This is a genomic window from Luteibacter sp. CQ10, assembly GCF_040900725.1.
In the GTDB taxonomy this organism is placed as follows: domain Bacteria; phylum Pseudomonadota; class Gammaproteobacteria; order Xanthomonadales; family Rhodanobacteraceae; genus Luteibacter.
This window is the reverse complement of record NZ_JAEUYM010000003.1, coordinates 254,939-270,028: the sequence shown is the minus strand read 5'-3', so window position 1 is coordinate 270,028 and position 15,090 is coordinate 254,939. Positions and strand designations below refer to the sequence as shown.

Below are 15,090 nucleotides of genomic sequence, written 5' to 3'. Positions count from 1 at the left end.
GTGCTCGCGATCTGGCATAACCCCCGTTGTTCGAAGTCGCGCGAGACGCTGGCGCTGCTTCAGGCGCGGGGGCTCGAGCCCGCCGTGGTCGAGTACCTGAAAACGCCGCCTTCGGCGGCCGAGATCGATGCCGTGCTGACGATGCTCGGCATCGGACCGCGCGAGTTGATGCGCAGGGGTGAGGCGGAATACGCCTCCGTGTCGGCCGATGCCTCGCGCGACGCATTGATCGCCGCGATGGTGGCGATGCCGAAACTGATCGAGCGGCCGGTGGTGATCCACGACGGCAAGGCGGCCATCGGGCGGCCGCCTGAAGCGGTGCTCGCGATTCTCTGACGCTATCGCGAGCGTGCATTCGCCGATGCGATCGGCTCCCACCCCTTCGGTAGCAGAGCTACGAAAAACCTTGTTTACGATCGGGTCCCACCCTCGTTAGCAGGATGATGGAAGATCTTGCTACCGAAGGGGTGGGAGCCGATCGCATCGGCGAATGCTCAGCGATGCCGCGAGGCGAGCTTTCGGGCGACCTGTTCGAAACCGAGCCCTCGCGCACGCAACACCACCATCAGGTGGAACACCAGATCGGCCGCTTCGCCGAGCAAAGCCTCGTCGTCTTCGGCCACGGCGGCCAGCGCGGTCTCCACACCCTCCTCGCCCACTTTCTGCGCCATGCGGCGAATGCCGCCTTCGAACAGTCGGGTCGTATAGCTGCCTTCCGGCCGCTCCGCATGGCGCGATGCCACCAACGCATCCAGTTCCGCCAGGAAGCCCAGCGCGGGCGTGACGTCGTCGCCAAAGCAACTGGACGTGCCCGTGTGGCAGGTCGGCCCGGCAGGCAACGCGCGAACGAGCAAGGTATCGGCGTCGCAGTCCTGCCGGACATCCACCAACGACAGCGTGTCGCCCGAGGTTTCGCCCTTGGTCCACAAGCGCCGCTTGCTGCGGCTGTAGAACGTCACCAGCCCGCTTTGACGCGTTTTCGCCAGCGCCTCGGCGTCCATGTAACCCAGCATCAGCACCTCGCCGGTGCGCGCATGCTGCACCACGGCCGGTACCAGGCCATCGCCCTTGGCGAAGTCGGGATGTATCTCGCTCATGCGCGTACCTCGATGCCCCGCGCGCGCAGTTCGCGCTTCAGGGCGGGAATGGCGATTTCGCCGGAATGGAACACGCTGGCGGCCAACGCGGCATCGACGTCGGCATCGTCGAACACGTCGCCGAAGTGCGCCGCCGTTCCGGCGCCTCCCGAGGCCACCAGGGGCACGCGGCAAAGCGCGCGGGCCGCGCGCAGCTGTTCGATATCGTAGCCGCGCCGCACGCCGTCGGTGCCCATGCAGTTGAGCACGATCTCGCCGGCGCCGAGCAACTGCGCTTCCACGAGCCAGTCCAGCGTACGCTGGCGCAATGCACGGGTTTTCGACGGATCGCCGGTGTACTGACGCACGCGCCATTCGCCGTCGTCGTCGCGCAGGCTGTCCACGCCCACCACCACGCATTGCACGCCGAAGGCCTCGGCCAGTTCGCCGATCAATGCCGGTCGTTCCAGCGCGGGTGAATTGATCGAGACCTTGTCGGCGCCGGCATGCAATACCTCGCGCGCGTCCTCGACGCTGCGGATGCCGCCGGCCACGCAGAAGGGAATGTCGATCTCGCGGGCCACCTTCTCCACCCAGTCACGATCGACGCGGCGTCCTTCGGGGCTGGCCGTGATGTCGTAGAACACGAGCTCATCCGCGCCTTCGTCGCGATAACGCAGCGCCAGTTCGACGATGCCGCCGACCACCACGTGGTCGCGAAAACGCACGCCCTTCACCACCTGGCCGTCGCGCACGTCCAGGCAGGGCACGATGCGACGGCTCAGCATGACACCCCCGCGACGGCCAGCGCCTGCGCAACCGTGAATTCGCCTTGCAGAAGCGCGCGCCCGAGAATCACGCCGGACAGCCCGCGCGACGCCAGCGCCTCGATGTCGTCGAGCGAACGGACGCCTCCGGAGGCCTGGACCTCGAAGGACGGCGCGATGCGCGCCACGTGATCGTAGAGCTCGACGTTCGGGCCGGTCATGGTGCCGTCGCGATCGATGTCGGTGCACAGCAGATGCCTCGCACCGGCGTCCGCATAGAACGGAAGGAGTTCGTCGAGCGTGCGCGTCTCGTCGGCGGTCCAGCCCGCGCTGGGGAGGGTCCATGCGCCGTCCCGAAAGCGGGTGTCCAGCGCCAGCACGATGCGATCCGCACCGTACCGGGCCATCCAGCCCGCCACCGTTTCCGGCGCGCGGATGGCGACGCTGCCGACGACGACGCGGCTCACGCCCGCATCGAGCAATCGGAGTACGCCCTCCTCGTCGCGAACGCCTCCTCCGGCCTGGACCCGCAACGTCCCGGCGGCCGCGATGCTGCCGAGCGTCACCAGGTTTTCGAAGCGGCCCGTGCGCGCGCCGTCGAGGTCCACCACGTGCAACCAGGCGGCGCCGTCATCGGCATAACGCTTGGCGAGCACGAGCGGGTCCACGTCGAACGTGGTCTGGCGATCGTAATCGCCCTTGAACAGGCGCACGACCTTGCCGTCGCGAAGATCGATGGCGGGAATCGGTAACGTCATAGCGAGAGAAAATTCCGCAGGAGCCGGGCGCCCACGCCGGCCGAACGCTCCGGGTGGAACTGCATGCCCATGAAATTGCCGGCGGCGATGACGGCGGAAAAGCGCTCGCCATGCTCGCTCGATGCAAGGGTGTAATCGCCGGCGGGCACGGCATAACTGTGTACGAAGTAGGCGGTATCCGCGTCGTCCAGCCCGTTCGTGAGCGGATGGTCCACGTCACGATGCAGGCGGTTCCAGCCCATGTGGGGCACGCGCAGGCCGGGCCGATCGACGAAGCGTCGAACGGTGGACGGCACGAGGCCGAGGCATTCGGTGTCGCTCTCTTCCGAACGCTCGCACAACAGCTGCATGCCGAGACATACGCCGAGCACGGGCTGGGTCAGTCCACGCAACACCTCGACCAAGCCGGCGTCATGCAAGCGCCGCATGCCGGGCGCGGCCGCGCCTACCCCAGGGAGGATCACATGACTGGCCGCGCGTATCCGCGCGGCGTCGGAGGTGAGTTCCGCGTCCGTCCCCAGGCGCTGCAGGGCATAGCGCACGGAGCCGATGTTCGTGCCGCCCGCGTCGACGAGAACCACCCGCTTCACAGGCTGCCCTTCGTGCTGGGCAACTCGGCGCCTTCGCGACGGATGGCCTGGCGCAGCGTGCGGGCGACCACCTTGAAGCATCCCTCCACCATGTGGTGGGCGTTTTCGCCATGGACGGTGAGATGCAGGTTCGCGCCGAGGGTTTCGCAGAGCGAGCGGAAGAAGTGCGGCACGAGTTCGGTCGGCACGTCGCCCACGCGTTCGCGCGGGAACGTCCCTTCGAATACGAAGTAAGGCCGACCGGAGAGATCCAGCTCGGCACGCGCGGCGCTCTCGTCCATCGGCAAGGCGAAGCCGTAGCGCCCGATGCCGCGCTTGTCGCCGAGCGCCTGCCTCAATGCCTGGCCCAGTGCCAACGCGCAGTCCTCGATGGTGTGGTGCTCGTCGATGTGCGTGTCGCCGTCGCACGTCAGCTGCATCGCGAATCCGCCGTGCTTGCCGATCTGTTCGAGCATGTGGTCGAAGAAGCCGAGCCCCGTGCGGACCTGGGGCTCGGCCACGCGGTCGAGATCGACGGCGACACGGATCGACGTCTCCTTCGTGCGCCGCACGACCTCGGCGGTGCGCGGCGCATCGAGCAGGGCGTGGGCGACGGCGGCCCAGTCCATGCCTTCGGGGCCGACGCGAAAGCCGCGCACGCCCATGTTCTCGGCGAAGCGGATGTCGCTCTCGCGATCCCCCACCATCGCCGACTGCGCGCGGCTCCAGCCGTCGTCGGCCAGCCAATGGCGGGCAAGACCGGTGGCGGGCTTGCGCGTGTCGAGGTTCTCGTGCGGAAAACTGCGGTCTATCAGCTGCTCGCGGAAGCCGATGCCTTGCGAAGCGAGGATGCGCAGCAGCAGTTCATGCGGGCCATCGAAGGACGCCTGCGGAAACGACGGCGTGCCCAGGCCGTCCTGGTTGGTGACCATCACCAGCTCGTAACCGGCGGCGACGCAACGCTGCAGCGCGGCGATGACGCCCGGCATGAGCGCCAGCTTTTCGTAACTGTCGATCTGCTGGTCGGCCGGTTCTTCGATCAGGCAGCCGTCGCGATCGACGAAAAGGATCTTGCGGCTCATGCCGGCACTCCCGCCCTCAGCACCGCGAGCACGCGGTCGTTTTCGTTGCCGGTCCCGACGGTGATGCGCAAGGCATCGCCCAGGCCGGGGTACCTCGTGATGTCGCGCACGACGATGCCCGCCGCGTAGAGGCGCCGGTACGTGCCCGCCGGGTCGTCGAAACGCACGGCGAGAAAATTGGCGTGCGAGGGCAATACCTCGCGCACGCCGGGCAGGCGCGCCAGTTCGACGGCCATGCGCGAACGTTCGCCGAGGATTTCCTGGAGGTGGTGGCGCTGGAGCCGACGGCCCTCGTACGACAGCGCGGCCAGCGCCGCGTCGACGCAGGGCGACGGCAAGGGATACGGCGGGATGATCCGGCGCAGCAGGCCGATCACGTCCTGGTGCGCGATCAACGTGCCGATGCGCGCTCCCGCGAGCGACCAGGCCTTGGACAGCGTACGCAACACGGCCACGTTGTCGAATTCGTCGATCAGCGTCGCGGCGCTTCGTGCGCCGCTGAACTCGGCATAGGCCTCGTCGACCACCAGCACCGCGCGCCCGGCGAGTTCGGTGGCGAGACGGCGCAGCGTGGCGATGTCCACGAGGTTGCCCGTGGGATTGTTCGGCGTGCAGACGAAGACCAGGCGCGTATCGGGCGTGACCGCCGCGAGCAGGCGATCCGCGTCGAGCGCGCCCGATGGTTCCAGCGGCGATTCGATGACGGCGGCGCCCTGGATGCGTGCGCTGACGGCATACATGCCGAACGTCGGCGGCGAGATCAGCACCGCATCGCGGCCGGCCCGGCAGAACGCGCGCACGAGCAGGTCGATGGCCTCGTCGCTGCCGCGCGTGACGAGCACGCGCGAGGCATCGCTGTCGTACAGCTCCGCCAGGGCATTGACCAGGGCGCGTGGCTGCGGATCGGGATAACGGTTGAGTCCGTCGCCGCCGGGAATGTTCGGTGGGCGCGAGGATTCGTTCGCATTGAGCAGCACGGTGCCCCCGGACGCTTCCATGCGCGCGCTCGAGTACGGCGCCATGGCGCGGATGTCTTCACGGGCGAGGTCGAGCACGCTCATGCGACGGCATCCATGGCGGCGAGGCGCAGCGTGACCGCGCGGCGATGCGCCTCGAGTTGTTCGGCGGCGGCGAGCGTGGCGGCGCAGGGGCCGATGGCGCGCAGGCCTTCGGCGCTGGCCTCCTGCACCGTCACCTGCTTCTGGAAGCTGGCCACGGACACGCCGCTGTAGCTGCGCGCGTAACCGTAGGTGGGCAGGACGTGGTTGCTGCCGCTGCAGTAATCGCCCAGCGACTCGGGGGTCCAGTCGCCGAGGAAGACCGAGCCGGCCGATTCCACGCCGTCGAGCAGTGCGCGGGGATCGGCGGTCTGGATGATCAGGTGCTCGGGCGCGTAGCGATTGCTCACGTCGAGGGCCTGGGCCAGGTCGCGCACGCGCACGAGGCGACTTTCGGCGAGCGCCATGGCGGCGATGTCGGCCCGTGGCAGTTCGCGGCGCTGGCGTTCCACTTCGCCCTCGACGCGATCGAGCAGCGCGGCGGACGGGCTGACCAGCAGCACCTGCGAATCGGGCCCGTGTTCGGCCTGCGAGAGAAGATCCGCCGCGACGAAACGCGGATCGGCATCGCCATCGGCGATCACCAGCACCTCGGATGGCCCGGCGGGCATGTCGATGGCCGCGCCGTCGGGATCGCCCGCGACCTGCAATTTCGCTTCCGTCACCCAGGCGTTGCCGGGGCCGAAGAGCTTGTCGCAACGGGGCACCGATGCCGTGCCGTAGGCCATGGCGGCGATCGCCTGCGCGCCGCCCAGCTTGAACACGCGATGCACGCCGGTGACCTTGGCCGCGTAGAGCACGGCGTCGTCGCAACGTCCGTCGGCCTGTACCGGCGTACACAGCACCACGTCGCGGCAACCGGCGATGGCGGCGGGCACGCCCAGCATGATCGCCGTGGACGGCAGCGGTGCACCGCCGGCGGGCACGTAAAGGCCCACGCGACGAATGGGGCGCAGGATCCGTTCCACGCGCACGCCCGGTGCCGTATCCACGGCGACGGGGGTAGGCGCGGCGGCGCGATGGAACCGCTCGATGCGCCCGGCGGCTTCGCGAATGGCGGCTTTCAGTTCAGGCGACAGGCGCGCTTCGGCCGCGGCGAACTCATCGTCGCGCACGTGCAGCGCATCCAGCGCGGTGCCGTCGTAGCGCGCCGTGAATTCACGCAGTGCCTCGTCGCCCCGCGCGCGGACGGCGGCAACGATGGTCTCCACGCCCTCGCGCAATGCGACGGCCCGCGATTGCGCCGGGCGAGCCAGCGCGGCGGCGCGCCCCGCGTCATCGAGGTCGTTCCAGTCGATCCGTTTCATGCCAGCATCTTCTCCACCGGCAGCACCAGCATGTCGCGGGCGCCGGCACGTTTCATGTCTTCGAGCTGGCGCCAGCTCACCGAGCCGGCGCACAGCGCCTGCACCACCACCTGGTCGGGGGCACCGTCCACGGCCGTGAGCGTGGGCACGGGCATGCCCGGCAGCAGGCGGGTGATGTCGTCGAGCGCATCGCGCGGGGCCTGCAACAGGATCAGGCGCGAATCGCGCACCTGGATCACGCCGTCGAGGCGGCGAAGCAGCAACTCGGCGATCTCGCCGCGTTCGTCGGCGGGCATGTCCCGGTGGCCCGCGAGCACCGCCTCGCTCTCGAACACCACGGCCGCTTCGCGCAGTTGGTTCGCCATGAGCGTGGCCCCGCTGGAGACGAGGTCGCAGATGGCATCGGCGGTGCCCAGGCGCGGCGCGATCTCGACCGAACCGGCCAGGTACACCACCTTGGCGTCCACCCCGTGCGTACGCAGCCATTCACCGGTCAAACCGGGATAGGACGTGGCGATGCGCCGGCCATCCAGTTGCGCGGGGCTTTCGTAGCCGTCTTCCTGGGGCACGGCGATGGACAGCCGGCAACCGCCGAAACCCAGGCGGCGCAGTTCGGCGAGGCCCTCGCCCGCCTCGGGCTGGGAGAGCTGGAATTCACGCAGCACGTTGCGACCGACGATGCCCAGGTCGCAGACGCCCTCGGCGATGAGCCCGGGAATGTCGTCGTCGCGAACGAGCAGCAGGTCCACCGGCTCACCCTCTCCGAAGCAGAACAGCTTGTCGCGGCTCTGCCGGAACTTCAGGCCGCAGCGGGCCAGCAGCTCCTGCGCCGGCTCGGTAAGGCGGCCGGACTTCTGCATGGCGATGCGCAGGCGATCACGCGGCTTCATACGGCACCTTCGACGTTACGGCGGGCGGCCGCGGCCATGTAGCCGCCGTTGCCCTGGTTGAGATAGCGGGCCACGCGCCCGATGGTCGTGATGCTCACGGCCGTGCGTTCGTGGATGTCCCGGTAGGAGCGCCCTTCCAGCAGGAAGGGCACCACCTTCCAGCGGTCGACCATGACTTCGATCTCGGCCGGGGTGCAGAGGTCGTGCAGGAAGGCGCGCATCTCCTCCACGGAGGAAAGTGCCAGCAGGGCCTCGCAGAGACTGGTCTCGGCCGAGCCATCGGGCGTTTGGGGGTCGATCGAGCGGCGCTTCATAGTGTACTAACGCGTTAATACGATAACGCATCGTACCGTTGCAACCTTTCCGTGGCAAGCGCTGACACGTCATTGCGCCTTTCTTCCATATACCGGAGGGCGACGGCTCGCCAAGATGCCCGCAGTGCCTGTTACCAGCGAGTCCCCGCATGAGCTACCTCGTGCCCAGTTCGGTGATCGTCGCCGACGACCACCCGGTGGTCGTCGCGGGCGTGGAATCCATCCTCCGGCCGCACGGCCACCACGTGGTCGCCCGGGCCCACGACACCGACACCCTCTTCGCGTGCCTGGCCGACACCCGTTGCAACGTGCTGGTCACCGATTTCTCCATGCCGGACGGCCGCCTCCCCGACGGCCTGCCCATGATCCGGCGCGTACGTAAGCTGCATCCGCATGTCGGGATCGTCGTCCTCACCATGCTGTCCAACCCGGCCGTGCTGCGCACGTTGCTCGACCTGGGTGTCGCCGCCCTCTTCGACAAACGCACCAGCCTGCGGGACATTCCGGTCGCCGTGCACGCGGCCGGTATCGGCCGCCACTACCTGAGCCCGGCGATCCGCCGGCTCTTTCAGGAAACCGCCTGCGCGGACCGCACGGAAAAACTCGACGGGCGGCTCTCGCCGAAGGAGAGGGAAGTACTTCGCGCCTACGCCCAGGGGCATGCCCTGGCCGACATCGCCACGGCGATGGGGCGCAGCTTCAAGACGATCAGCCGGCAAAAGCGCTCGGCCATGGGCAAGCTGGGCATCGCCAACGATGCCCAGCTGTATCAGTACCTTGCCGGAGTGACGGGTTAGGCCACGAGGCGACCCGACGCCACCAGTTCACACACGCGGGCCACGTCGCCATCCATGGCGCGATCGCGCTGCATGAAAGCCACGTGCTCACGCAGCGTGGAAAGCGCCTGGCGAACGGCACGGCCGCCATGGAAATCCTCGGCACTGGCCAGGGCCTCCATCAGGGCCTTCACTTCGGTCTCGAACCGGGCGTAATGCGGCGAGTCGCTGCGCGGCGCGCCGGAGATCTTCGCCGCCAGCGCCTGCCAGTCGCCACGATGGGCGAGCGTGCGCGCCGCGTTGAGCATGTCCTGGCGGTATTCCAGGGCCTGCGCGGCGGTGTAGAGCTCCATGGCCAGCACGTGGCCGAGGTCTTCGGTCATTTCCAGCACGTGGCGGGCTTCGTTGGCGCCCATGGAGACATGGTCTTCGGCGTTGGCGCTGGTGGGCACCGAATACACCGAGGCCGGATGCGCGCGCGTGGCGAGGTCGTTCACGAGCGCCGCGGCGGTGTACTGCACGATCATGAAGCCCGAATCCGTCGCGTCCTCGTTACCGATGAGGAAGGCAGGCAGGCCGTCGTTGTTGGCCGGGTCGACCAGCTTGGCCGTGCGACGCTCCGAGATCGAGGCCAGCACCGGAATGGCGGCCTTCACGTAGCTCATGGCCAGGGCCAGCGGCATGCCATGGAAATGGCCGGCGGAAATCACCTGATCCTCGATGACCTCGGCGTTCTCCGCATCCGGGAACACCAGCGGATTGTCGGTGACGGCGTTCAGTTCGATGTCGAACACGCGGCAAGCCTGCTCCCAGGCATCACGCACGGCGCCATGCACCTGCGGCGCACAACGCAGGCAATACGCATCCTGCGGCTGATGCTTCTTGCCGCCCTTGAACGGCAGGAAACGCGAGTAGAACGCCTCCTTGCCATGGCGCTGGGTGGCCGGCACCCAGTCCCAGCCGATATCGAAACGATGGGCCTGGTCGGCGGGTTCGCTCCACGAGTCGGACAGCCACGGACGGAAACGCGGCACCAGGTGGTAGGCGATGTCGGCGAGGGTGGAGCCTTCCAGGAGGCCGCGGACGTTACGCGCGGTAGCCACCTGGCCCGGATGCGGACGCAGGCCGTGCACTTCTTCCGCGTAGGCGCCGGTGCGGCCGGCGAACGCGTCGAGCGTCATCGCCGCGGCGAGATCGGCCGTGCGGATCAGCATGTCCATGGTGTCCAGCGCCAGCACGCCGGTGGCGAGCATCTGCGTGGTGCCGTTGTTGAGGGCCAGGCCCTCCTTGAACGACAGGCGCACGGGCGCCAGCCCCGCGCGAGCCAGGGCGTCGGCGCCCTTCAGGCGCTCCCCCTGGTAGAACGCTTCGCCACCGCCGAGCAGCACGATGGCCAGGTGCGAGAGCGGCGCGAGGTCGCCGCTGGCACCGACCGATCCCTTCTCGGGGATCACCGGAATGACGCCGCGGTTGAGCAGTTCGGCGAGGGCGCGAAGCGTCTCCACGCGAATGCCGGAGTGGCCGCGCATCAGGGTGTTCACGCGAATGGCGAGCATCGCGCGAACGACGTCGACGGCGAACGGCTTACCCACGCAGACCGCGTGCGTGATGATGAGGTTGTGCTGAAGTTCTTCCAGCAACGTGCCTTCGCGCGGCTCGGGGTTGCCGCCCGGCAGTTCGTCGCGCACGCGATGCGCTCCCAGCAGCTTGTCGGCATTGCTGCCGAACCCCGTGGTGACGCCGTAGATCGGCTCTCCCCCACCCACCTTTTCGGCCAGGAAGTCGGCCGCGCGCTTCACCTTCAGCAACTGGGTTTCGTCCAGCCGGATCGAGGCCCCCTGGCGGGCGATGGCGGCGACCTGGGCGCGGGTGAGGCTGCGCCCATCGAGAAGGATGCTGGTGGTCATGGAAGAGGCCGTGGACAAGGTGGAAGTTAGCGGCCGATGTCGGCCTGGGCCAGTTCGACGCGAAGCGTCTTCACCAGTTCGGCGCGAGCCACCTCGAACTGGTCTTCGCGGCGAAGGTCCTTCACCGTGACCACGCCCTTGGCGATTTCGTCTTCGCCGATGACGATGACGAAGCGGATGCCGGCACGATCGGCGTATTTGAACTGCTTGCCGAGCTTGCCGCTCTCCATCACCACCTCGGTGGCGATGCCGGCGTTGCGCAGCTCCGTAGCGACGGCGATGTACTGCGGCAGGAGGGCCGGATCCATCTGCGTCACCAGCACGTCGACCGTGCTCCGCGCGGTCGATACGAGGCCGGCGTCGCGCAGTTGCCAATACAGGCGCGTGAGGCCGATGGAGATGCCCACGCCCGGCAGGTGCGACTTGGTGTACTGGCCGGCGAGGTTTTCGTACCGGCCGCCCGAGCAGATCGAACCGATGCCGGGATGATCGTTGAGCGTGGTCTCGTAGACCGTGCCGGTGTAGTAGTCCAGTCCACGCGCGATGGAGAGATTGAGCGCGAAATGGGTCTCGGGCACGCCGAAGTCGCGGATGAGCGACAGGACTTCCTTCAGTTCGTTGCGGCCCTGCTCCATGGTTTCCGGGCCGGCGCCGAGCGCATCGAGCTTGGCGAACGCGTCATCCACCGAGGTGGAACGCACCTGCACGAAATCGAGGATCGTCGCGGCGACCTCGGCCGACAGGCCGAAGGCTTCACCGGTGAGCGTATCGCGCACGTAATCGGGGCCGCGCTTGTCGAGTTTGTCGACCTCGCGCAGCACGAGCATCTGCTGCTCGGCGTCGGCGATGCCCAGGTTCTCGAAGAAACCGCGCATCAGCTTGCGGTTGTTGAGCTGGATGGTGAACGCACCGATGTTCAGTTCACGGAACACGCTGTGGATGACCGCGGGAATCTCCGCGTCGTAACGCACCGACAGCGAATCCTTGCCGATCACGTCGATGTCGCACTGGTAGAACTCGCGGAAACGGCCGCGCTGGGCGCGCTCGCCGCGGTACACGCGCTGCATCTGGTAGCGGCGGAACGGGAAGCTGAGGTCGTGCTCGTGCTCGGCCACGTAACGGGCGAGCGGCACGGTCAGGTCGAAGCGCAGGGCCAGCTCGGGCACGCCGCCCTTCTCCGCCGCGTTGAGCGAGCCGGTCGACTGCACGAAGTAGACCTGGCGCTCGGTCTCGCCACCGGTCTTGGTCAGCAGCACGTCGCTATGCTCGATCACCGGCGTCTCGATCGGCAGGAAGCCGAAACGCTCATAGTTGCGGCGAATCGTATCCAGCATGCGTTGGAAAGCGATCTGGTCGAGCGGCAGGAGCTCGAGGACACCGGGCATGGTGCGGGCCGGGGTGAGTGCCATGCAATTCCTCTTGGGACAGGCTGTACGGACGCCGCCATGCGGCAGCCCGTAAGAGTAACAGATGGCGTACCCCGGCTCTGGCGCCACCCGGTAAAAAAGACGTGAACCCCTGTTGCCAACCGAGCTGGCCATGGCTAATATACGCGGCTCCCGTCGGGGTGTAGCTCAGCCTGGTAGAGCGCTACGTTCGGGACGTAGAAGTCGCAGGTTCGAATCCTGTCTCCCCGACCACCATTCGAAGAATCAAGGCTCTGAACCGACGTTCAGGGCCTTTTTTCTTTACCGCCTTCCCAGGTTGGAAGCGGGCACATCGGAAAAATCGTACATTTCGTTCTTCTGGTTGAAGGCGAGAGGGTTTGTCCCGATGCACGATCCCCAGCTCCCCGGTCGCCGGGGTTTTCTCCGGGCGTCCGTTCTCGGCGCACTGACCTCCGCCTTGCCCGTGGAAGCCACCGATGCGGCGGAGAAGCCGGTCGCCGCGCCCGTCTTTCCGCAGGCACCGTTGGCGCCACAGCCTTTCCAGTTCCTGCCGGCCGGCTCGATCCGCCCGTCGGGATGGCTCCGGCGCCAACTGGAGATCCAGGCGAACGGCCTCGGCGGCCACGTGGACGAGACGTGGCCCGATCTGGGACCGCGCAGCGGATGGCTCGGCGGCGACGGCGAATCCTGGGAACGGGGACCGTACTTCCTCGACGGCCTGCTACCCCTGGCCTGGCAACTCGACTCACCCGCGCTGAAAGCGAAGGCGCAACGCTTCATCGACTGGACGCTCGAACATCCGTGGCCGAATGGCATGTTCGGTCCGAAAAGCAACGACGACTGGTGGCCGCGCATGGTCATGCTCAAGGTACTGACGCAGTACCAGGAGCTGACCGGCGACGCACGCGTCATCCCCTTCATGACACGCTACTTTCATTACCAGCTGGGCGCCCTGCCCGCGCGTCCCTTGCGTGACTGGGGCCGCATGCGCTGGCAGGACGAAGTCGCTTCGGTGCTCTGGCTGTATTCGCGCACGCATGATGCGAAGCTCCTCGAACTCGCCGCCCTGCTCAAGAAGCAGGGCTACGACTGGCAGGGTATGTTCGCCGATTTTCCGTTCCGGGAGAAAACCGACGCCAAGCTCGTGGAAGCCAAGGGCGGCAAGGACGCCTTCATGGAAGACGACGGTTTGCAGGTGCATGGCGTCAACGTCGCCCAGGCCCTGAAGGCCTCGCCGGTGTGGTCGCTGATATCGCGCGATGCGGACGACCGCGCCGCGATCCGTCACCAGCTCGAACAACTCGACCGATACCACGGCCTGCCCAACGGCATGTTTTCCGCCGACGAACACCTGGCCGGACGCAGTCCGTCGCAGGGCATCGAGCTATGCGCGATCGTGGAGGCCATGTATTCGCTCGAGACGGCCCTCGCCATCACCGGCGACGCCGCGCTGGGCGACCGTATCGAGCGGATCGCCTACAACGCGTTGCCCGCGGCCTTCACCGACGACATGTGGGCGCACCAATACGACCAGCAGCCCAACCAGGTGGAATGCAGCCTGCATCGCCGCCCCTGGACCACCAACGGCCCAGAGGCGAACCTGTTCGGCCTCGATCCGCACTTTGGCTGCTGCACGGCCAACTTCCACCAGGGCTGGCCGAAGCTGACGGCAAGCTTATGGATGGCCTGCGCGGACGGCGGCCTCGCCGCGACCGTCTACGCCCCCTGCCACGTCAGCACGACCGTGCGCGGCACGCCGATCGAGATCGAGCAGGCGACCGATTATCCCTTCCGCGACGATATCGCGATCACCTTGCGGCCGCGTTCGCCGGTGACGTTTCCCTTGCGTTTGCGCGTGCCCGCCTGGTGCACCACCCCGTCCCTGCGCGTCAACGGAAAGCCCGTGGATTCGACACCCGACCAAGGCTTTCTCACCCTCGAGCGGGAATGGAAACCCGGCGATCGCGTGCAGCTCTCGCTGCCCGCCACGGTCGTCACCGAAAAAGGGTTCAACGATTCGATCAGCCTCAGCCGGGGGCCAATCGTGTTTTCGCTGCCGATCGGCGAAGCCTGGGTCAAATGGCGCAAGCGCGGTCTCACCAACGACTGGCAGGTCTACCCGACGTCGTCGTGGAACTACGCCGTGAAAGTCCGAGGCGACATCGAACGACACCCCATCGCGGCACGACCCTTCGGCGGTGCCGCGCCAGCGGTGACGCTCGCCGTCGAAGGGCGGCTCGTGGCGTGGAAAGCGGAGGAAGGCGCCGCCGATCCCGTGCCGGCCAGCCCGGCCATGGAAGACGAACCGGGCACGGTTCTGCACCTCGTGCCCTACGCCGGCGCCAAGCTGCGGATCACGTCGTTTCCGCCACTGGACGCGTGAGCGACGCGTAAGGCGACTTCGCAGCACGGGCGCCGGTTGCGCATGGCCTGCACATCGAGACCGGTAGGCTCAGGCCATGACCGCGTTCCATATCGTTTGCTGGATAAGCCTCGCCATCGGCGCGCTTTGCGCCGCCTGGCTGGGCGCTCACCTCCTGCGCCGTCCGGCCCGGATGGCCGTCATGAACATCGTCTGGCCCACCTGCGCCCTGTTCGGCTCCCTGGCTGTCGTGTGGCTCTACCGCAGGTACGGCGAGCACGCCGAAAGCCAACCGCGCTGGGCGAGCGTGGCCAAGGGAACGCTTCATTGCGGCAGCGGCTGCACGCTCGGTGACGTCCTTGCCGAAGCTTCGGTCCTCGCCATGCCTGGCCTGGCCATAGCCTTCGGCTGGCATGGGCTCTTTTCGGACCGCATCTACGCGACGTGGGTTTTGGATACCCTGCTCGCCTTCGGCTTCGGCATCGCTTTTCAGTACTTTGCGATCGTGCCCATGCGTCACCTCACGCCGGGCGAGGGACTGAAGGCAGCCATCCGGGCGGACTCCGCCTCGCTCCTTGCATGGCAGGTAGGCATGTTCGGGGTCATGGCGATCTTTCAATTCGGGCTTTACCCGCATTTTCTCGGGCGCCGCCCCGGAGCCGGCACCGTCGAGTTCTGGTTCGCCATGCAATGGGCCATGATCGCCGGCTTCGTAACCAGCTACCCGGTGAACGCGTGGCTCGTCCGACGCGGCATCAAGGAAGCCATGTAGCGAGGTCGTCATGACGTCCTGAGCGACCCCGACATATCGCCCACGAAAAAGCCCTGACGAGTCA

General features: G+C 67.4%; 15 protein-coding genes and 1 tRNA gene. 5 read left to right on the top strand and 11 right to left on the bottom strand.

Annotated elements, in window-relative coordinates:
- A complete protein-coding gene (arsC, locus tag JNG39_RS14180) occupies positions 1–336 on the top strand; it encodes an arsenate reductase (glutaredoxin) (RefSeq protein ID WP_368312309.1) in 336 nt (111 codons plus the stop codon).
- 158 nt (positions 337–494) lie between these two features.
- Here the strand turns inward: arsC and hisIE are convergent, their stop codons facing one another.
- The 9 genes from hisIE to JNG39_RS14135 are packed head-to-tail and all read right to left on the bottom strand — an operon-like array spanning position 495 to position 7,821.
- Entirely contained in the window at positions 495–1,097 is a 603-nt protein-coding gene (gene hisIE / locus JNG39_RS14175; RefSeq protein ID WP_368312308.1) for a bifunctional phosphoribosyl-AMP cyclohydrolase/phosphoribosyl-ATP diphosphatase HisIE, read from the bottom strand.
- A complete protein-coding gene (gene hisF / locus JNG39_RS14170; RefSeq protein ID WP_368312307.1) occupies positions 1,094–1,864 on the bottom strand; it encodes an imidazole glycerol phosphate synthase subunit HisF in 771 nt (256 codons plus the stop codon). Before hisF ends, hisIE begins: the two co-directional genes overlap by 4 nt.
- Positions 1,858–2,601: a 1-(5-phosphoribosyl)-5-[(5-phosphoribosylamino)methylideneamino]imidazole-4-carboxamide isomerase gene (gene hisA, locus JNG39_RS14165; RefSeq protein ID WP_368312305.1), complete on the bottom strand. Its 744-nt coding sequence runs from the start codon at positions 2,599–2,601 to the stop codon at positions 1,858–1,860. Before hisA ends, hisF begins: the two co-directional genes overlap by 7 nt.
- Positions 2,598–3,191: an imidazole glycerol phosphate synthase subunit HisH gene (hisH, locus tag JNG39_RS14160; protein ID WP_368312303.1), complete on the bottom strand. Its 594-nt coding sequence runs from the start codon at positions 3,189–3,191 to the stop codon at positions 2,598–2,600. Before hisH ends, hisA begins: the two co-directional genes overlap by 4 nt.
- Positions 3,188–4,252 carry a bifunctional histidinol-phosphatase/imidazoleglycerol-phosphate dehydratase HisB gene (hisB, locus tag JNG39_RS14155; RefSeq protein ID WP_368312301.1) on the bottom strand — a complete coding sequence of 355 codons (1,065 nt, stop codon included), beginning with the start codon at positions 4,250–4,252 and terminating at the stop codon, positions 3,188–3,190. Before hisB ends, hisH begins: the two co-directional genes overlap by 4 nt.
- Positions 4,249–5,313, bottom strand: coding sequence for a histidinol-phosphate transaminase (gene hisC, locus JNG39_RS14150; protein ID WP_368312299.1), 1,065 nt, complete (start codon positions 5,311–5,313; stop codon positions 4,249–4,251). The genes hisB and hisC overlap by 4 nt, the downstream gene beginning before the upstream one ends.
- The gene (hisD, locus tag JNG39_RS14145; protein ID WP_368312297.1) at positions 5,310–6,617 is read right to left on the bottom strand and encodes a histidinol dehydrogenase; all 1,308 of its coding nucleotides are present in this window, start codon (positions 6,615–6,617) and stop codon (positions 5,310–5,312) included. The genes hisC and hisD overlap by 4 nt, the downstream gene beginning before the upstream one ends.
- Positions 6,614–7,507, bottom strand: coding sequence for an ATP phosphoribosyltransferase (gene hisG / locus JNG39_RS14140; protein ID WP_368312294.1), 894 nt, complete (start codon positions 7,505–7,507; stop codon positions 6,614–6,616). Before hisG ends, hisD begins: the two co-directional genes overlap by 4 nt.
- A complete protein-coding gene (locus JNG39_RS14135) occupies positions 7,504–7,821 on the bottom strand; it encodes a YerC/YecD family TrpR-related protein (protein WP_144909945.1) in 318 nt (105 codons plus the stop codon). Before JNG39_RS14135 ends, hisG begins: the two co-directional genes overlap by 4 nt.
- A gap of 149 nt (positions 7,822–7,970) precedes the next feature.
- On the opposite strand from JNG39_RS14135, the gene JNG39_RS14130 reads away from it, so the two are divergent.
- Entirely contained in the window at positions 7,971–8,618 is a 648-nt protein-coding gene (locus tag JNG39_RS14130; protein ID WP_368312292.1) for a response regulator, read from the top strand.
- On the opposite strand, the gene hutH is transcribed toward JNG39_RS14130, so the two are convergent.
- Together hutH and hisS are read right to left on the bottom strand one after the other, a co-directional pair.
- Positions 8,615–10,504: a histidine ammonia-lyase gene (gene hutH, locus JNG39_RS14125; RefSeq protein WP_368312289.1), complete on the bottom strand. Its 1,890-nt coding sequence runs from the start codon at positions 10,502–10,504 to the stop codon at positions 8,615–8,617. The two genes, JNG39_RS14130 and hutH, sit on opposite strands and share 4 nt — an antisense overlap.
- A 26-nt stretch (positions 10,505–10,530) precedes the next feature.
- Positions 10,531–11,913, bottom strand: coding sequence for a histidine--tRNA ligase (hisS, locus tag JNG39_RS14120; protein WP_368312287.1), 1,383 nt, complete (start codon positions 11,911–11,913; stop codon positions 10,531–10,533).
- 154 nt (positions 11,914–12,067) lie between these two features.
- On the opposite strand from hisS, the gene JNG39_RS14115 reads away from it, so the two are divergent.
- The 3 genes from JNG39_RS14115 (at position 12,068) to JNG39_RS14105 (ending at position 15,026) form a co-directional block, all read left to right on the top strand.
- Positions 12,068–12,144: transfer RNA gene (locus JNG39_RS14115), tRNA-Pro, on the top strand.
- A gap of 133 nt (positions 12,145–12,277) precedes the next feature.
- Positions 12,278–14,275, top strand: coding sequence for a beta-L-arabinofuranosidase domain-containing protein (locus JNG39_RS14110; RefSeq protein ID WP_368312285.1), 1,998 nt, complete (start codon positions 12,278–12,280; stop codon positions 14,273–14,275).
- Between the two features lie 76 nt (positions 14,276–14,351).
- Positions 14,352–15,026: a DUF4396 domain-containing protein gene (locus JNG39_RS14105; RefSeq protein ID WP_368312283.1), complete on the top strand. Its 675-nt coding sequence runs from the start codon at positions 14,352–14,354 to the stop codon at positions 15,024–15,026.
- Positions 15,027–15,090 lie beyond the last annotated feature (64 nt).